Here is an 18,381-nt window from a genome sequence, read left to right as displayed (position 1 = left end):
CCTTCAATGAGTACAGTATCGCTTCCTCGACGGCTTTCAGTTGATCGGGGTCTTCGATCTTCTCTTTCTGCAGATTGGACACATAGAACACGTCCGCGGACAGGTCGCCCTTGTTCGAGATGAGAGCCCTGAAGATGTCCAAGTCCAGCTCGCTGATGGCCCGGGCGATCCGATAGAGCAGCCCCACCTGATCCGGGGCGTACACCTCGATGACCGTAAAAAAATCCGAAGCGCTGTTGTCGGTCACGACTCGGGGTTTCTTTTCCAGTTTCGGCTTCCGGGTTCCGTTGAGGGGGGGCCGGACTCCGGATATTGCGGCTGCGAGGGCCATTTTGCCCCCCGCGGCGAGTTTGAAGTCCGAAATGACCTTGTCCCACCGATCGTAGTCGCTCCACGGGGGCGCCACCTCGAACACGTCCACGGCCAGTCGGTTATGCCAGGTAAAGACCTTGGCTCCGCGTATGTCCAGATGGTTCAGCGCAAACACGCCGGCGAGCTTGGCGAACAGGCCGATCCGGTCCGTGGCCAAGACGGTGACATCGAAGTTCGACCCTCTAGGCTCCACCAGCACGGCCACATCGCAGGGCGTTTTGACCTTTTGGGACATCTCGAGGTGTTTGAGGATGGCGGGCGTCTCGTAGGACATAACGTACTGGTGAGGCAACGCTTCCAGCCTGGCGTCGGTTTCATCGCCCAGAATGCTTGGGGCCTGGGCGCGAAGCGCCTCGCGACGCTCCTCGAATTCCCCGGCCGCGCCCGGGTCGCGGAGAGCGCCCTTTTCCATGATCTTCAGGCTTTTTAAAAACAGTTCGCGAATGAGCAGCTCTTTCCAGGAGCCCAGGGCCGTCGGCCCGGTGGCCGTGGCGTCGGCGATGGTGAGCAGGTACAGCATGCACAGGGCTTCCACGTTGCCGATGCTCTCCGCGAATCCGAAGACCGTCTTTTCCTCGGTGATATCTCTCCGGGTAGCGGTTTCGCTCAGTACCAGGTGTTTTTGAATGATGTGCCTGGCCGTCTCGGCCTGCTTCTCGGAAAACCCGAAGTTTTGGAGCGTATCGAAGGCCATATCCGCGCCGATTTCGGAATGCGGGGACCCATAGCCCTTGCCGATGTCGTGGAGGAGTGCGATAAAAAACAGAAGCTCCTTGTCCTTGATGCGCTGGAACACCTCGGTCTGGGAGCGTTCCAGGTTCATGAGTTCCTGAACCGTACGAATGCTGTGATAATCCACCGTGGACGTGTGGTATATGTCAAACTGCATGCGGCCTCTGAGCCGTTCGAACTCGGGCAGGAACCGGCCGAGCACGCCCGTTTCCAGCATGGCCACCAGGGCCCTCTGGGCGCCCTTTGCGGCCACGGTCCGGCGAAACGCGCGCTTTGCGAGAGGGGAGATTCTCGATGACTCCACCAGGTTCAAGTGGTTGCGGACCACCTCCCTGGCGGTAGGATGCATGGGACGATCGAACCGGGCCATGTGCTCGAAAAGGGCGATCATCAGATGGGGGTCGGCCGGTAGGGACTCGGGGCTCGAGAAAGCCACGCGCCCGCTCAGGACCTCGAAAGACGGATCGATTCGAAATCGGGCGCCGTCCCTGAAAATACTCAGCTTGTCTTTGGCCCGATCGAGGAAAGCTTCGTTCTGAACCTTGATACAGAACACCTGGTGGTGAAACTCGAGCATGAAGCTTTCAATGGTCCGCTCGAGCGATTCCCCTCTGAAACCCAGGGTGTCGGCCAGAGCTCCCAGATATTCAAAACGCAGCCGGTCGTTCTTGCGTTTGGACAGAGCGTGCAGGACACAGCGCGCGTACAATAAGAAATTGATGGCTTCTTCCAGTTCCGCCCGATCCCGATTCCCGAACATTTCGTCGATCCGGATGCGGGAAACGTCGGTTTCGCCGGCGAGGGCCTTCGCGGTCCAGAGCATGGTGTGGTAATCTCTGAGGCCTCCCTGGCCCTCTTTGATGTCCGGCTCCAGACTGTAAGTATCGTCTCCGCACTGCTTGTGCCTGAGGGCGCCGTGCGAGACCAGGTTTTCGACGATCTGCTTGCGGCGGCCCACGAGGATGTCTTTATTAAATCGCGCCTTCCAATCCCGGTAACTTTCTTCATCACCGCACAGCAGGCGGGCGTCGAGCAAGGCGGTCAGCAACAGGAAATCGTCTTTGGCGTCGATCAGGGCCTGTTTCGGCGTTCTCACGCTGTAGGATATATCGAGCTTGTCGTCCCAGAGCGGGTAAACGACCTCGGCAATGGCGTCCCTGACTTTGCTTTCAGAAAGCTTTTTATCGATCAGGAACATCAGGTCGATGTCGGAGTGAGGACACAGCTCGCGCCTGCCGTATCCTCCCAGCGCGAGGAGGGCCACCCCTTTGGAACGCTCGCCGAGTTTGCCGCGATACAGATCGCCGATGCGTTCGTCGGTCGTCCGGGTTCTGGAACGCACTTCCCGCCAGCCGGGAAAAGTCGCCAATTTCCCGCTCCCGGGAGCATCGTCCAATGTGGTTTTCGGTTGGGTTTGGGCGTTCATGATTTCGTGCATACGTGGACTCGTTAAGATCATTCACGCACGGGGGGGAAGATTCCGAAATCACTGGAGAGGAATTCTCCGGCGCTTCCCTGCCGGCGCCGGCCGGCAGACCCCGGCTCGGAACCTTTCCGGAGGCGAAGCCGGGAGAACCGGACCTTTCCCACCCCCTCGACCGCTCCGCCGAGGGCGGGGCGGCCATGCTTGGAACGTTTAAAGGTTTGTGAGGGAAACTGTCTATCGTTTCCCTCGTTAAGTGAAATCGGTTCCGTTTGTGTCAGAGGGCTTCGCGGCCCGTTTCTCCGGTTCGTATACGCACTGCGCTTTCCAAAGAGGTGACGAAGATTTTGCCGTCGCCGATCTTGCCGGTCCTGGCGGACGTCATGATGGTTTCCACGACCTTATCAGCCATGTCGGCAGGCACGGCGATCTCGAGTTTCACTTTGGGTACGAATTCGACGACGTACTCGGCGCCCCGGTAAATCTCCTTGTGTCCTTTTTGCCGTCCGAAACCTTTGACTTCGGAAACGGTCATGCCCTGGACGCCGAGTTGGTTTAGGGCATCTTTCACCTCTTCGAGTTTGAAGGGTTTGATAATAGCTTCAATTTTTTTCATTCGACGCTCCTTTGGTTCCAGCTTGGGATATGCATGGATCGATGTCGGAATGCGCTCTTCTATCCGAAGGTGTATCCGGTTTCACTGTGTTCGGTCAGATCGAGGCCCGTCATCTCACTTTCTTCACGTACCCGCAGCCCCACGGTTTTGTCTATGATTTTGAGAAGGACACCCGAAACTACGAACGAGTATACCATAACCGCTGCGGCGGCTATGAACTGGGTTACAAACTGTCCCGGATTTCCGAAGAAAAGACCATTGGCTGCATTCGGGTTCACTGCGGTGGACGCGAACAGACCCGTAGCCAAGGCCCCCCAGAAGCCGCCGAAACCGTGTATGGCGACCACGTCGAGCGCGTCGTCGTAACCCGCTCGTTCTTTCACCAGTACGAACATATAACATACTATACCGGCTACGAGCCCGATTACAACCGCGGAGATGGGGCCCACAAAACCCGCGGCGGGCGTAATGGCCACCAACCCGGCCACGGCACCGGATACGGCCCCCAAGGTGGTCGCCTTTCCGCGGGCCAACCGTTCGGCCGTGATCCACGAGACGGCCGCCGCACCGGAAGCCACCTGGGTGTTGAAGAAAGCCAGCGTGGCCAGCTCACCGGCGGCGATGGCGCTTCCCGCGTTGAATCCGAACCATCCGAACCACAGAATACCCGCGCCCAGAATGGAGGTGGGCAGGTTGTGGGGAAGTATGGGCTCCTTACGCCATCCCTTGCGCCGGCCGATGATCAGGGCCGCGGCCAGGGCCGCCACCCCGGAGTTGATGTGAATGACGGTGCCACCTGCGAAATCCAGCGCTCCGAGTTTTCCGATCCACCCGCCTCCCCATACCCAGTGGCACACGGGGGAATAGACCAGGGTACTCCAGAGTATGGTAAACCATACAAAGGCGGAAAATTTCATTCGCTCCGCGAACGCTCCGGTGATCAGGGCGGGAGTGATCACAGCGAACATCAGTTGAAACGAACAGAACAGCAGATCGGGAATGGTGCTCGAGTACGGTCCCGGCTGCAGCGTTACGCCCCTGAGGCCAATATACTTCAGGGTTCCGATAATGCCGCCCGCGTCGGGTCCGAAGGCCAGAGTATAACCGTAAACGACCCAGACCAGGGAAACCAGCCCCAGGCAGATGAAGCTCTGCATCATGGTTGCGAGGACGTTCTTCGCTCGAACGAGTCCTCCGTAGAACAGGGCCAGACCGGGGGTCATGAACATGACCAATGCGCTGGCTAAAAGCATGAATGAAGTGTCGCCGGAATTCATTTACTTGTCCTCCTACAAAAGGGTAATGTTCGGCATACGCCTTTAGCCGAGTAGGGCAATAAGAGTGCCAATGCATCGATGTCTTTGTAGTAGATTGATATTACGCTGTTTTTTTAAAAAAGGAAGAGAAGGGGGTGCGGGAGTCGCAGAACAGAACTGGTACGAAACTGTATCATGATACAGAATTGAGTCGCGATTTTGGAGATCGAAGGACGGGGGCTGCTAAACGTCCTACATAAGAAGGTGGTATGCCGGGTAGCGGCGTATTGCATACGGCCCTGCCCAGGGAAAGACGCCGGGTGGAGTCTATGCAGGCGAAGGTATTCAAGGGATGAAGGCGTAGATTCCAGAAGAGGGCTCGGAGCCTCGCCCCGGCCATGGTCGGAAAAACTCACTCCGGGAGTTTGGTCACCAACGGCTTGAACTTCAGCCGCCTCGTGATGTCCAGTGCGAAACTTTCCGCTTCCGCAAGGGAGTCGAATTCACCGCTGCGCACCACGTACCAGGCTCCATTAACGGACTCGACCCGGTGAGAAGCGCCCGAGACGCCTTTTTTTTGGATCCGCAGGATGAAGGCCTCCGCATTCTCCTGGTTCTCGAGAGAAGCCAGTTGCACCGTGTATCGAACCGCGGGGGCTTTATCTTCGTTCGGAGCGGGCGGGTCGTCCGGGGCGCTCGCAGGAGCCGTCAGGTCATCGAAAAAGCCGAATTTGGGGTCGTCCAGTTCAGCATCTTCCGGATGCTCCGTCTTGGGCGGCTCTTTAGTCTCGGATTTGATCCCCTGCAGGGCGGCAACCACGTTTTTCAGTTTTAGGGAATCGGGGATCATTCCCTGGCCCGCCATGATGCCGAGCATGAACATCCAACTTGACCAGACGAGAAAGATCAGGACCCAGAGCACCACCCGAAACAGGGAGGGCCGGAAAACCGAAGTGCCTATGTTCTTTGGAGAGCCCACCATGTGTTTAGATTACATCCGCTCAGGGGCGGTGACTCCGAGGAGGCGCAGTCCGTTCCGAATAACCGTACGAATGGAAGTAATGAAATGTAGCCTGGCTTGTGAAAGTTCGGGGTCGTCTCCGATAATTCGATGATCCTTGTAGAAGCGATGGAAGTCGCTCACCAGTTCGGTCAGATAGTACGTCAACCGATGGGTTTCGAGACTCGCAGCCGATGTCTGAACCAGTTCGGGAAAAGCGTTCATCCGCTTGATGATCTGCATCTCCTCTTTTTCGGTGAGCAGGTTCAGGTCCACCGTATCGAGGGGCCGGAGGGCGATGTCCCGTTCCCCGGCCATGGCCAGCACGCTGCAAATGCGGGCGTGGGCGTATTGCACGTAGAACACGGGGTTGTCGTTGGTTTGCGCTTTGGCCACCTCGAGGTCGAAATCCAGGGCGCTGTCACCGCGGCGCGTGAGGAAGATGAAACGGGCCGCATCCGGGCCGACTTCATCCATGACTTCCCGGAGGGTGACGAACGTGCCGGCCCGGGTGCTCATGGAAACCGGCCGGCCGCCTCGCAGCAGGTTCACCAGTTGCACGAGAATCACCTGAAGCCGCTCCGATCCGTTGGGCTCCAAAGCTTCCATCACGGCTTTGATCCGGGGCACGTAACCGTGGTGATCCGCTCCCCATATATCGACCATCATCTCGAAGCCCCGTTTGACCTTGTCCCAGTGGTAGGCCACGTCCGAGGCAAAATAGGTCACTTCTCCGGAGCTGCGCACGAGCACCCGGTCCTTTTCGTCTCCGAAGCGGCTCGATCGGAACCAGAGAGCCCCCTCATGCTGGTAAGTCAGATCTTTCTTGGCGAGTTCCTCGAATATCTCCTCGAGACGGTTTTCCGATTTCAGTGTTTTCTCGCTGAACCACCGGTCGAACACCACGCCGAAATCCTTAAGATCGTCCTGTATGCCTTGCAGGATTTTGTCCGCGGCATACGCGAAACAGGCGGCAACGGCTTCCTCGTCCGTGGAGAACGAAGTCAGAGGACGCTTCGAGCTAAACTCGCGGGCGATCTCGCCGATGTAATCGCCCTGATAACATTTCTCCGGATAGTCGATCTTCAGGCCGGCCTGCTGCTTCATGCGGAGCAAGACGGAGCGTCCCAGGGTCTCCATCTGGGTTCCGGCGTCATTGATATAGTACTCGCGCTGGACGTCGTGCCCCGTGGCTTTCAGCAGGTTGGCGAGAACGTCGCCCAGGGCGGCGCCCCTTCCATGACCCACGTGCAGGGGACCGGTGGGATTGGCGCTGACAAATTCCACCTGCACCTTCTTGCCGCGCCCCAGGTCGCTCGATCCGAAACGGTCTCCTTCCTCTTCCACGGTGCGGATGATTTCACGCCATCGGGCGTCGGCGATGGTGAAATTGATGAAACCCGGTCCGGCGATCTCGGAATTCTCCACGAGTCCTCCGGCGTCTTCAAAGCCGTCCAGAACGGCCTGAGCAATGTTTCGAGGTGAGGACTTCTGAGACGAGGCCAGCACCATGGCCAGATTGGTGGCCAGGTCCCCATGTTGATCCGACTTGGGGGTTTCGATCTTGTAATTGGGTATTTCCGTCGGTTTGAGCGCCCCGGACGCGATCAGGCGCAGCAGGGTCTTGTCCAGAAGCTGTTTAAGTTCGTCCTTTAAAACCATTTTTCTCCTAACGATTTCGATGGTGTATCAGCCGGGAGGCTTGCCCGGATTCCGGTTCGGAACCCGCCTGCTTGCCGGATTCGGCGCTAAGGGTTCATCCGGGGCGCCGGGTCACGCTCCCGGGAAAGCTGTTATCTAGTTTCCATCCGGAAATGGCCCTTTTTCACGATTTCGGCGTCAATCCGCGCGATTCCTTGTGCGACGTACCCGTCGTACGCCTCCGCGGAATCGTTTGATTTCCTTGAACTTATAAAAAATGACACATTTCTGATCCGGAAACCGAATAGCGCCCACGTTTCATTTTATGGATGGGGCGCTATCTATATAGATCCTTGGATTTTGTCCACCAATAGCGGTAAATATTTCATACGATATCGTGTCTGCGTGGTTGGCCAGTTCTTCCGCTGTGATGATCTCGTCTCCCTGTCGTCCGAGAAGCACCACCGGATCGCCCTCCCGGACGCCTTGGATGGAAGTGACGTCCACCACCGTGACGTTCATGCACACACGGCCCCGCACAGGGGCCCGTTGTCCCCGGATCAGCACCTCGGAGCGGTTGGAAAACCGGCGAACATATCCATCCGCATATCCCACCGGCACGGCGGCGAGGGTGGTGGGCCGGTCCGTGATGAAGGTCCGTCCGTAGGAAATGCTCGTTCCGGCGGGTGCCTGTTTTACCTGAACAACATTGGAATGGAAGGACATGACCGGTTTCAAGGCAATTCGCCTGCCGAGTTCAGGGGACGGGGTTGTCCCATATAGGGCCAGGCCGGTCCGCACCAAGTCGGATCCGGTGTTCCATCGGTATATGCATGCCGCACTGTTGGAAACCTGGTTGTTTGCGGGACGATGCCCCATCTTATGCGCCAGATCGAGGAACTGTCTGAATTTCTTTACCTGCTCCAGGGTGTACGCTTCTTCCCGGGGGTCTTCTGCCGCGGACAAATGCGTCAGAAGCCCGTCGAGTTTCAGGCCCCCGCAGGAGCGGAGGAGATCGAGGGCGAGTTCAGCCTGATGTTCGGGTAAACCCATGCGTCCCATGCCGGTATCGATCTTCAGGTGGACGTGTACAACGCGGTCCTTGCGGCGAGCGATCGCATCGAGTTCGGGAATTTCCCGGACGTCGTGAAGCACGGGAATTACACCGCATTCGACTCCGTATTCGCGCTCATCCTCGAGAAATCCCATCAACACGACCACGGGGAGATCGATTCCTCCTTCCCTGAGTCGCACCGCTTCTTCCAAGCGGAAAACCGCCAGGTATTCGCAACCCAGTTGGGCCAGTTTTCTGGAAACGGGCAGCATTCCATGGCCATAGGCATCCGCCTTGACCACGGCCATCACTCGAAGGGCCGTGGGGCCGCATGAACGAACCTGGTTGAGATTCCGCTCGATAGCCGCGAGGTCGATCTCAACTCTGTTATGAGAAAACGAATGACCCACTCGAAGGTTTCCGGTTTGCCGCAGGTTAGAGGTATCGTATCGGTGAACAGCAATAACCACATTTTGACGTAAAGGTAAAGCAAAACCCGGCGTGGAAACCGCTCGAAAGCATCCTTCCTGGAAGAGGCGACGGGGATTTCTTTCGGGTTGGAGGGCCGCGTCGCGTCGAAGGAGGATTCTCGGCGGGAATAAGGCGCCTTGGTTTCTCGGTAGTTCTTTGGGAAGCCCGCAATTGGGCCGGACCTGAGGCAGAAGGGATCTTCGAGAGATAGGGGTTGTATGGAAAAGGGGTTGCCCGCCGGATCCCCCCAAGGGGAACTATTTCACGCGTCCGCCACCAGACGGACGAGCTTCATGTACACATCCGGTTGGAATTTGGCGCTCAGCGTGTCCTCTTTCAGAATCCTCAGGGCATCCGAAGGCGAAGCGGCGGACCGGTATGGGCGTTTATCCGTTGTGAGGGCCTCATAGCAATCCAGTATGCCTATGACCTGTCCCGGAAGGCTGACGTCGGTGAGCTGCAGCGGATATCCGGTGCCGTCCATGCGTTCGTGGTGATCGAGGATCCCTCGTACGATCACTCTCTGACTCGAGAACTGCGGGACCGCCCGATTGATGATTCTCCAGCCGTGCTCGACGTGCATTTTCATGGTGCTGTATTCCAGAGAGGAGAGCCTTCTTCTGGCCTTGAGGATCTGATCCGGGACCATCACTTTTCCGATGTCGTGCAATAAAGCAGACAGGGCCCATTGCTTGAGGGCATAGCGTTCGGCCGCCGAGGTCGTGGAACGGTCTTCGGAAGGCGTTACGCACTGGAGCCATTCGCTTCGGCCTTCTTTGCGTTCTTTCTCGAGATACCTGAGAGTGAGGATCATGACATTCACGGAATGCGTGGCCGTAGTGAGATCTTTGGACATAACCCGGTGCATCAGGCGGAGGATGTCTTCACCGCTGTCCAGATCCAGCAGCGCCACGTAGTATTCGGCAAGTTCTTGCAGTTTGAGGAGGTTATCCGAGAAACCGTCCTGCGACTCATCCGCGAGTTCCTGGCGGGTCAAACTCTCGTGCACCAGCATGAGAGTGAAATCCCGCACGATGGCTGCTTTTTGCTCGTCGAAGGGGCCTGCCAGGCTTAGCAGCAGGCTTTGCTCGAATTTTTCCCGGTGTTCATGCTCATTCAGAAGGGTGACGAAAACCTTGATTCCGTTCTCCAACAGCCGGCGGATGGCGGTATCCGAATAGGCGCCGCTTCTGGGCAAAAACCGGACCAGGCTACCGGTGTCAGGGTGAATGATGAACACTGGGAAGTCCTTGTAGGCGTTGATCAGGCTCGGCTGAACGGGGACAAAGTTTTCCAACATCCACCTCGTGAATTCTGAAATGATACAGCTCGGGAACGGTCTTATCGTGAGTGGAACTCGGGCCCGGCGCCTTCAGGCCCGGAGATGCGACGGACTGGGGCCCATGACCTGTGCTCAAATCACCAAGCGCGGAGCGAGTGCCGTCAACACACGCTAAACAAAGGCGCAATGGGAATTGGGCCGGCTTTATTGGACCAATGTCACCGGTCGGGAACGTTGATTCTATTCAGCGCCCGACACGTCATACCCCATGCCGATTCCCTCCGAAACTCGAAAAACACCGTTGCGTGTATCCTTCGATAGACGCTTCAGCCTGCTAAAACTCGCCCTCCTCTATATCGGCGCCACCCCCGACAAACTTTAGGAATATTTCAACGGAAAATGAGGCTTATGTCTGCGTCTCCGAATATCTTAAAGTCTCCAAGCATCCGCAACCATGGTCAGGTGACGCCGGACGCCCGCATGTTGATGTCCCATCTGCTCCGCCGCAATCAGACCGGTCAGCCGACCGCTGTATCATCAGGAAAACAGCTACACTTTTATTGTTCAAAAGAGAAACGTGCTGGGATATAATCTCAGGGACTCCGGAGCGGAAAGCATCCGTATTCGATATGTTGGGACCGGGGCGTTAAGAACGCGTGTCAATTCAAGCGCTGAAGAGCTTTTTGGCCGCGCGGGACTCGTCCTTCATTTTTGCGAGTCAAAACGTCAAGGCCGTGAGGAAGGATGACGCGACGCGGATTCCCCCTCACGGGCCTGCAACAAGAAGAGATCCGTGGGGAATATCCAACTATGACCAAAAATAAGAAGGACAAAACACTCGAGGAGTCAAGCGTAGAACTTGCCCCGGAGGACATGGAAGTCATGGACAGGGTGAGGGCCATGAGCCCGGGCGTATATCGTCACACCTCATGGACCACCATAGGGACCGGCTCCACGGCGAAACGTAAAATTCAGATCATTGATTACTATTTCAAGGAACTCGAGCCGGATGAGTTTGGCCTGTTTAGCGCCCAGGTCGTGGACTATACGGGCAAGCCACTGCAGATGTTCGACCGGTTAAGACCTTCCGAAGTGTACAAGATGCGCCTGATCAGTGAAAACCTGGAAGAGCTGCCCAAAATACTCGACAGAGTAAACATGCTCAGGTCCCATGTGAAGATAGCGGAACGCCATCTCGAGCAAGGTGAGTATCACAGCGCCGAGTACGAATACGACAACGCCTTGAAAATCGACAAACACAGTGTCGAAGCCAACCTCGGAAAGGGAAAGACGCTGTTCAAAATGGAAAGATACGAGGAAGCCAAGGAGATTTTCGACGAACTATCCGAGAATCCCGAACTCTATTTGGAGGAGCACAAACACCTGTTCAACGAGTACGGGATCAATCTGCGGCAGATGTCCATGTACGATTGCGCCGCCGAATCGTACAAGAGAGCGATCAGGGTCAATCCCTACGATCCTCATCTTTACTACAATCTGGCCATCACGTGTGTAAAACTGGGCGACGCTCCGCTGGCGGTGAAACTGCTCGACCGGGCTGTAAAATTGAAACGCAAACTCGAGAACGTCAGCTTCCCCGAAGCGGAGAGTCTGCTCAAAAGGATAAAGAGTAAACTGCCGGAGAACTAAAGAAACACGTCCGCGGCATCACGATTTTACACGTTCGATATACTCCCCCTTACGCGTATCTACTTTGACGAGATCTCCCTCCTCGATAAAGAGCGGCACCTGAACAACCGCTCCTGTTTCCAGGGTGGCCGGTTTGCCGCCGCCGCTCGCCGTGTCCCCCCGTACTCCGGGTTCGGTCTCCGCCACCAGCAGTTCCACAAAGTTCGGCAGCTCGATGGCGATGGGAGCGCCTTTGAAGAAGACCACACCCACGCTTACATTTTCCTTCATATACAGCGCAGCGTCTCTGGCCTGTTCAACGCTCAGGAAGATCTGCTCGAACGTTTCATTGTCCATCATGCAGAACTGATCGTTGTCCTTGTAAAGGTATTGCATGTTTCTTTCCTGCAGATCGGGCTTGGGCACTTTCTCACCGGCGCGAAACGTCTTTTCCAGCACCTGACCGGTATCCATGTTCTTGATCTTTGTGCGAACGAAGGCGCCGCCTTTTCCAGGCTTTACGTGCAGGAAATCCACAATGACAAAGGGCTTGCCGTCAAATTCAATTTTAAGCCCCTTTCGAAAATCGGCGGTTGTAAACACTCGACACTCCTCCCTTCAAAAAAACCTGCGGTCCCTCACGAGCTGGATCGAGGTTGAATTCCGTCGAGAATCCGAACCATGACATCCAGTGATTTTTTCTGTTTTTCCAGTTCTTTTTCTTTTAGGGTTCGTATTTCCTTGAGTTTGCCCCTGTATTGACTATTTTCGGGAAATTTTTCACTCAAGTGTTGATAAATGCTTTCGGCCTGTACCAGTTGGCCCTGTTGAAGGTACAGGTCGGCCATTGTCTCGGTTTCGGTGCCCTCGATGACGCCCGTCTTTATTGGGGCCGGGTCGGGAGCTCCCGTCTCTTTTCCGCCCGTTTCCCTTCCAAAGGCGTGGGTCATAAAGGCTTTGTGCGCCAGAAAGACCTTGTAAGCCAGAACGGCCCGTTCATTCTCGCCCCGCTGTTTGAAAATTCTGGCCATCCGTTCGAAGGCGTTCATGTAGTGGCGAATCTGTTTGGCCACCACACCGAACTGTTCCATAGCCTCGGCCGCCCGGCCGGAATCCAGCAGCAAACCGCCCCTTGCCAGCGCCAGATCGGGACTCTCCGGGAATTCTCGAAAGCCTTCGTTCAGCACTTCCCGGGCCTCGGCGCCGAGACCCCGTTCCAGCAGCAGTCTGGAGACGGCGATATAAAGGGAAGGAGATCGAGCATGTCTCGGGAGTTCCTCCACCCACTTTGGCAATTCTTTGGACATACCTACGTCTTATGCTCCCCGGGTTCCCGCATGGTTCGATCTATTTGGCGGCATGGAGGGATTTGGGATATGTGTCCGGGTGGCGGACCTCATCGGAGGACAGCGGTTTCTTGAATCGATAAACGATTTCGCCTTCGCGAACCATTCCCAGTTCGTGTCGGGCCGTTCTTTCAATGTACTTCAGATCGTTTCGTAGCCCTTTGACCCCCTTGAGCAATTCCCGATTTTTCTGGCGAAGTTCCTGTTTGAGGAGGATAAGGCGTTCCTTCTCATTGTGCAAGTTCAAGTAGTTGATAAAACCTCTGTCCCCATAGAGGAGCACCCAGCCGAGGATGGCGGCCAGGATTCCCAGGGCAAAAAAACTTCGGAGAAAGGAGGTTACCTTCGCCAAAACCAAATCCTCCTCAAGAAATGCCTCTTGAGTTCGGAGGAGACGCGACGGTAGCTCTCCTCTCCCCGCAAGATTCGAAAAAACACATCCATGATTTCCGGATTGCGTCTCACCTTGTGCACGAAGTATTTGGGAAAGCGATAAATCCATCGGGTGGCCCAGGCCGCCTGGCGAAACTCGCTGTAGAATTCTTCGTCCATCCGACGCTCGTATTGAGATAAAGCGTCGGGCTTTCCTCGAAACACGTCGAGAATTGCGGTGGCGGCCAGTTGAGCACTGTACACGGCAAAGTAAATGCCTTCTCCGGTTAGCGGATCCGTCAACCCCGCGGCGTCTCCCAGAAGTATGGCTCCCGGAACGGCCACCGTGGGTCTGCTTCTCGCAAAGCTGACAATAGGGTGGGCGAGGGTCTTCTCGTTACTCTGTGACGCCGTCGATTCAAGCCCCATGGTTCGAAGAAAGGCGGAAAAACACTTTCTTAGCGTACGTTTCTTCTCCAGAAGAACGGCAAGCCCGGCGGACACGGCGTTCGCGTGAGGAAAAATCCATCCGTAACCGAACGTCACCCATCCCAGGTCAATATGCACGCGATCACGTATGGACAGCGCCACATCTCCGTTGTCGATGCGCCGTTCCAGGGTCGCGTATTGCCACCACTCATTGTTCGGCATCAAACATCGCCGCACCACACTGAGCGAACCATCCGCTCCAGCCACCATTGGGGCCCGCACGGTACCGGCGGCGGAATGCACCTCAATCAGTCCATTGTCGCGAGTCACTCTTTTCACAGGAACGTTCTGAACGATTTCAGCCCCGGCGGATTCCGCTTCCTGCATGAGTTTCTGGTCGAACCGTTCCCTCCTGACCATGTAGGCCAATGTTTTTGTGCTGTACTGGGTGACGGGCTCCTTGCCCAGGTAGGAGAGAGTGGCGCCGTATATGGATCCTTCGACCACGTCAAGGGCCGACAAGTCAAAAATTTGATCGATTCGTTGCGAGATGCATCCGGCGCAAGGCTTCACACGTGGGTGGACCTTTCTCTCCAACGCCAAAACCTTGAGTCCGTTTTCGGCCAATATCTTGGATAAGACCGATCCCGCCGGGCCCAAACCGACAACAACGACATCGTACATTTCGTTCACGGACGTTTCGTGGCCTTCCACTTGTTATTCGGAGCCGTTTATGCTAGAAAGCTCAATCCTCTAATAATTAACACAATTATTCTAAATCATTCAAGGTCATTCAGGGCACAGGTCGGACAAAGTGGAAGACGCATCCAGTCTCGTGGACCTCAAAATCGTGAATGGGACCGTTCTGACCATGTCAACGGCCGGGGAGATTCTAGAGAGGGGAACCGTGTCGGTTCACAATGGTTCGATCCACGGCGTGACTTCAGAGGCGGGGGATCTTCCTGCTCGCAAAGTGATCGATGCGAAAGGCAAACTTGTGATGCCGGGGCTGGTGAACACCCATACTCATTCGCCAATGTCCTGCTTTCGAGGGCTTTCGGATGATCTGCCGCTGATGGAGTGGCTCGAAAAACACATCTTCCCGGCGGAAGGCTTGTTCGTCGACAGTGGGCTGGCTTATTGGGGCTCTATGCTGTCCTGTCTTGAGATGATGCTTTCCGGGACCACCACGTTTGCCGACGGTTACTTTTTCGAAGAGAATGTGGCTCAGGCGGTCCTCGATTCCGGTCTGCGGGCCGTCGTCTGCCAAGGGGTGGTCGATTTTCCCGCTCCCGGCGTGCCCGATCCAAGCGAAAACGTCCGCCGGGCCGTTCAACTGATTCGCGAGTGGGGCAATCGAAACAGTCGCGTCAGATGCGGCATTTTCGCTCACTCCACGTACACATGTTCGCCGGAAACGCTGAGCCGGGCCAAAGCGGCGGCAAATGAACACGAGGCGCTTCTGTTCATCCATCTTTCCGAAACGCGGGACGAAATCAAGCAGATAGAAGAACGGTTCGGATGCACACCCGTGCGCCATCTCGAGAACTTGGGAATCATGGACCACCGCACCGTTGGTGTTCACTGCGTGTGGTTGACGGACGAGGACATGGACCTCATCGCGAGAAGGGACATGGGCGTGTCTTATACTCCTGAGAGCGAGATGAAGCTGGCCTCCGGCGTGGCTCCAATACCCGAGCTGATTCGAAGGGGTGTGGCCGTCTCCTTAGGAACGGACGGTCCGGCCAGCAACAATGACATGGACATGTTCACCGAAATGGACGTCTCCGCAAAGCTTCAGAAGGTGCATAATTTAGATCCAACATGCGCTTCGGCCCGGGAGACCGTTTGGATGGCAACGTTGGGCGGGGCCAGGGTGTTGGGAATGGAGAACGAAGTGGGATCGATAGAACCCGGCGGGTCCTTCATCTGGATTGTGCAGAAATCCTGAATCAAGTCCGGCGGATAGGCGACAAAATCCGGCGTCACAAGATCGCCTAGCCGCGAGCCGCACGAGAACCGGAAGCCGGATACCGGCCGTCGTTACTTGCCCGAAAACTGCTTAAGCGTTTTCACCAGCTGTTCAGCCTCTTTGATCGGTTGGGCCTTATTTTCCAGCAGAATGTCTCTCGCGTTCAGTGGCGTGCCGTAGAAAGCCTCATTGGACTCATTATCCGGGGCTACAATCGCTCCCTTCAACGATACGCCGGCAAACAGCCCTTTGGTTCTCGAATAAGAATAGATCTCCGCTGTCAGAAGAATATCCGTATCAGCGGCCATGGTCCTTCCTACCGGGCCCGCTGTGGCGGAAACGTCTCCCCCCAGGGTGACCTTGCCTGAAAGTAAGCTTTCGATTCCTCGCTTGTTTAGAATGAACAAAATAAGATCGATCGATTCGCCGCCAAACTGGAACCCGATGCTTCCACCCCCAACGGTGAAAAAGGCAGGGGCGCTCCAGGACTGATTCTCAGCGTCGTAGGTGGAGATCAATCCGCGTCCGAACTTGCCGCCCACAAAAAAGGCGCCCTGGAGGACCCGGGGAAACACGGCGACGGCGGCGCTTTTCCGGAAGAGCTCCATAGGCACTTCCTTGTCCGGGCTCTGCATGAATTCCAACAACACCTGGGTAGCGTTTTCCACTCGTTTATCAACAGTGGATTCCTGGGCCCATGAGGGTATGGATACAAGCAGAGACAGCGCAACCACCAACAAAACGATCGATTTTCTCGATGACTTCATGAAGGTTTCCTCCTCGAATTGGCTCGTAATGCTCGATTTATACAACCAGATTAATTATCAGCCGGATCATCGTCAATGACTTGGAGGCTGCAATCGAGATAGAGGCCTCCTTTTCTCCGCCGGTTGTTGTAAGGATGTTTCCGGAGCGATCAGGGAACTGCGTCAAATAATGAGAACCGGCCGGCGGCTGGAGGGTTATCCACCGAACATCCGCAGAAATCATGGGCTAAGCCGCGGGTAAGCTGTCCGAGCAAGCGGCGCTTGACATCAGCGGCGAGGGAATGTTAAAGGTTTCACGAATGAATGAGCATTCATTTTTCAGTTTTAGCGCCGGGCGGCGCTGACGTCGAAGTTGCTGAAAGGAGTCCAGCATGTCGCAGGTACCGTTTTATGAGGTGAACGAGGCCATCGTGGCCATGGGCGGAGAGGATTTGAACCTATGCATGCAGTGTGGCCTGTGTTCCGGTTCTTGTCCCTGGCGGCTGGTTGACGGTGAATTTTTTGTCAGACAGATGATTCGTATGGGACAACTCGGTCTCGAAGGCTACGAATCCGATGATATTCTTTACGGCTGTACCACTTGCGGCCTTTGCCCTCAACGATGTCCGAGAGGCGTGAAAATCATTGACGTCATGCGCGCCATGCGAAGCATGATCGCTGAAGCCGGAGCAATACCAGGGGTACTCAAGACCGTGCTCGGCAGTGTGCACGGCAAGGGGAATCCCTGGTCCGAGGAACGCGAGAAACGCATACGGTGGACCCAGGGTCTTGATATACCGTCTTTCCAGGAAGGGACCGAGTATTTTCTGTCTATCTGCTGCACATCCGCCTACGATGTACGGTCCCAGAAAATCGCGAAGGCGTTGGCCGGAATTCTTACCAAAGCCGGCGTCAGCTACGGCATACTCGGCAATGAAGAAAGCTGTTGCGGGGAATCTGTGCGGAAGATCGGGGATGAGATTCTGTTCGCGAAATTGGTCGAGAAGAACTCGCAACTCCTGGAGGGTAAGGGTGTAAAGAAACTGATTGTCAACTCTCCCCACTGTCTCTACACCTATACCAAGGAATATCCACAAATGGGAGCCGAATTCGAAACCAGCCACCATTCTCAAATCCTTGCGAGTCTCATCGAATCGGGAGCCATCAAACCGGAAAAGGCCATCGAGAAAAAAATTGCCTTTCACGATCCCTGTTATCTGGGTCGTCACAGCGACATCTACGATGCACCCCGAAGCATCATTGAGGCCATTCCCGGCGCGGAACTCGTTGAATTGAAACGTAACAGACGCAACAGTCTTTGCTGTGGCGCCGGTGGAGGTCGTCTATGGATGGAGACCGCGCCGGAACAGCGTTTTTCGGACCTGCGCATCCATGAGGCCCTGGAGTCCGGCGCTCAGATACTGGCCACGGCCTGTCCCTATTGCATAAACATGCTCGAAGATAGTCGGAAGAACACGGGGAAAGAAGACGAGATCGAGGTTCTGGATATCAGTGAACTGTTGGGCGCTTCCATAGGCATCTGATGTCGCCGGGTCCCGGTCTCCCAAAGCGCGGCGTTGTACAGGTTTCATGATGGGGTGCGAGGAGGCTCGAACAGACGGGTGCGTCGGATTCCGGTTGGGCGAACGGTCCGTTAAACTCTCCTCGCACCTTACTGAGTCGGATCGCGTGCTCCATCGGACTGTAGCGGATCAGCGACAGCCCGGTTGCATGGGCAGCACGGGACGTTGCAACACCTGACTTTAGCAGGGTAACCGGGCGACGGACTTCCGTTTCCATCTTCTGCCTGACAGTACAAAACTGAAACTGAAGAGTGACAAGTTGTACTTTCCATTTCAACAGGAATGAAGGGAACTTTCGGAAGTGGGATTTCCAAGGTTGCCGTAATAGGCACGCCGTCTCCCGCCTGACATGCGAGAGTCGGAGAGGGCGGAAGGCTTCCTCGATGCGAGGAGTGCGGCTTAGAATAAGCACGTAGCCGGCGCTCGGGTCCGCTCAAATTACGTGGCACATTAGTTG

15 protein-coding genes are annotated in these 18,381 nt (G+C 55.9%); 3 read left to right on the top strand and 12 right to left on the bottom strand.

The window, feature by feature from the left end; all coding sequences use genetic code 11:
• The 7 genes from glnD to HY788_19100 form a co-directional block, all read right to left on the bottom strand.
• The coding region (gene glnD, locus HY788_19130) for a [protein-PII] uridylyltransferase (protein ID MBI4776263.1) at positions 1-2,542 on the bottom strand (2,542 nt) is incomplete at its 3' end.
• Positions 2,543-2,804: 262 nt separating this feature from the next.
• Positions 2,805-3,143: a P-II family nitrogen regulator gene (locus HY788_19125; GenBank protein ID MBI4776262.1), complete on the bottom strand. Its 339-nt coding sequence runs from the start codon at positions 3,141-3,143 to the stop codon at positions 2,805-2,807.
• 59 nt (positions 3,144-3,202) lie between these two features.
• Positions 3,203-4,420 (bottom strand): ammonium transporter, encoded by a 1,218-nt coding sequence (locus tag HY788_19120; protein MBI4776261.1) that lies wholly within the window; start codon positions 4,418-4,420, stop codon positions 3,203-3,205.
• A gap of 391 nt (positions 4,421-4,811) precedes the next feature.
• On the bottom strand, positions 4,812-5,381 hold the full coding sequence (locus HY788_19115) for an SPOR domain-containing protein (GenBank protein ID MBI4776260.1): 570 nt from the start codon (positions 5,379-5,381) through the stop codon (positions 4,812-4,814).
• A 9-nt stretch (positions 5,382-5,390) separates the two neighbouring features.
• Positions 5,391-7,061 carry an arginine--tRNA ligase gene (locus HY788_19110; GenBank protein ID MBI4776259.1) on the bottom strand — a complete coding sequence of 557 codons (1,671 nt, stop codon included), beginning with the start codon at positions 7,059-7,061 and terminating at the stop codon, positions 5,391-5,393.
• A 297-nt stretch (positions 7,062-7,358) separates the two neighbouring features.
• A complete protein-coding gene (gene alr, locus HY788_19105; GenBank protein ID MBI4776258.1) occupies positions 7,359-8,504 on the bottom strand; it encodes an alanine racemase in 1,146 nt (381 codons plus the stop codon).
• A 323-nt stretch (positions 8,505-8,827) separates the two neighbouring features.
• Positions 8,828-9,865 (bottom strand): HD domain-containing protein, encoded by a 1,038-nt coding sequence (locus tag HY788_19100; protein MBI4776257.1) that lies wholly within the window; start codon positions 9,863-9,865, stop codon positions 8,828-8,830.
• A gap of 792 nt (positions 9,866-10,657) precedes the next feature.
• Here HY788_19100 and HY788_19095 point away from each other — a divergent pair.
• A complete protein-coding gene (locus tag HY788_19095; GenBank protein MBI4776256.1) occupies positions 10,658-11,497 on the top strand; it encodes a tetratricopeptide repeat protein in 840 nt (279 codons plus the stop codon).
• An 18-nt stretch (positions 11,498-11,515) separates the two neighbouring features.
• On the opposite strand, the gene efp is transcribed toward HY788_19095, so the two are convergent.
• Genes efp through HY788_19075 form a run of 4 tightly spaced genes read right to left on the bottom strand, consistent with a single transcriptional unit; the run spans position 11,516 to position 14,316 of the window.
• Positions 11,516-12,079: an elongation factor P gene (gene efp, locus HY788_19090; GenBank protein MBI4776255.1), complete on the bottom strand. Its 564-nt coding sequence runs from the start codon at positions 12,077-12,079 to the stop codon at positions 11,516-11,518.
• A 35-nt stretch (positions 12,080-12,114) separates the two neighbouring features.
• Positions 12,115-12,783, bottom strand: a complete 669-nt coding sequence (locus tag HY788_19085) for a hypothetical protein (GenBank protein ID MBI4776254.1) — start codon at positions 12,781-12,783, stop codon at positions 12,115-12,117.
• A 40-nt stretch (positions 12,784-12,823) separates the two neighbouring features.
• Entirely contained in the window at positions 12,824-13,174 is a 351-nt protein-coding gene (locus HY788_19080) for a septum formation initiator family protein (GenBank protein ID MBI4776253.1), read from the bottom strand.
• Positions 13,162-14,316 (bottom strand): NAD(P)/FAD-dependent oxidoreductase, encoded by a 1,155-nt coding sequence (locus tag HY788_19075; protein ID MBI4776252.1) that lies wholly within the window; start codon positions 14,314-14,316, stop codon positions 13,162-13,164. Before HY788_19075 ends, HY788_19080 begins: the two co-directional genes overlap by 13 nt.
• A gap of 121 nt (positions 14,317-14,437) precedes the next feature.
• On the opposite strand from HY788_19075, the gene HY788_19070 reads away from it, so the two are divergent.
• Complete coding sequence (locus tag HY788_19070; protein ID MBI4776251.1) at positions 14,438-15,574, top strand: amidohydrolase; 1,137 nt, start codon at positions 14,438-14,440, stop codon at positions 15,572-15,574.
• Positions 15,575-15,666: 92 nt separating this feature from the next.
• Here HY788_19070 and HY788_19065 read toward each other — a convergent pair whose 3' ends face one another.
• Positions 15,667-16,362, bottom strand: a complete 696-nt coding sequence (locus HY788_19065) for a lipid-binding SYLF domain-containing protein (GenBank protein MBI4776250.1) — start codon at positions 16,360-16,362, stop codon at positions 15,667-15,669.
• Between the two features lie 371 nt (positions 16,363-16,733).
• Between HY788_19065 and HY788_19060 the strand changes: the two genes are divergently transcribed.
• Positions 16,734-17,885: a (Fe-S)-binding protein gene (locus tag HY788_19060; protein MBI4776249.1), complete on the top strand. Its 1,152-nt coding sequence runs from the start codon at positions 16,734-16,736 to the stop codon at positions 17,883-17,885.
• Positions 17,886-18,381: the final 496 nt, after the last annotated feature.

Source organism: Deltaproteobacteria bacterium (genome assembly GCA_016208165.1).
In the GTDB taxonomy this organism is placed as follows: Bacteria; Desulfobacterota; Desulfarculia; order JACQYL01; family JACQYL01; genus JACQYL01.
This window is presented reverse-complemented; position numbering and strand designations above follow the sequence as displayed.

Coding starts and splice junctions, on each gene's coding strand:
- HY788_19095 (MBI4776256.1), top strand. CDS start 10,658: ATGACCAAAAATAAGAAGGACAAAACACTCGAGGAGTCAAGCGTAGAA.
- HY788_19115 (MBI4776260.1), bottom strand. CDS start 5,381: ATGGTGGGCTCTCCAAAGAACATAGGCACTTCGGTTTTCCGGCCCTCC.
- HY788_19110 (MBI4776259.1), bottom strand. CDS start 7,061: ATGGTTTTAAAGGACGAACTTAAACAGCTTCTGGACAAGACCCTGCTG.
- HY788_19125 (MBI4776262.1), bottom strand. CDS start 3,143: ATGAAAAAAATTGAAGCTATTATCAAACCCTTCAAACTCGAAGAGGTG.
- HY788_19120 (MBI4776261.1), bottom strand. CDS start 4,420: ATGAATTCCGGCGACACTTCATTCATGCTTTTAGCCAGCGCATTGGTC.
- HY788_19065 (MBI4776250.1), bottom strand. CDS start 16,362: ATGAAGTCATCGAGAAAATCGATCGTTTTGTTGGTGGTTGCGCTGTCT.
- HY788_19060 (MBI4776249.1), top strand. CDS start 16,734: ATGTCGCAGGTACCGTTTTATGAGGTGAACGAGGCCATCGTGGCCATG.
- HY788_19085 (MBI4776254.1), bottom strand. CDS start 12,783: ATGTCCAAAGAATTGCCAAAGTGGGTGGAGGAACTCCCGAGACATGCT.
- HY788_19100 (MBI4776257.1), bottom strand. CDS start 9,865: ATGTTGGAAAACTTTGTCCCCGTTCAGCCGAGCCTGATCAACGCCTAC.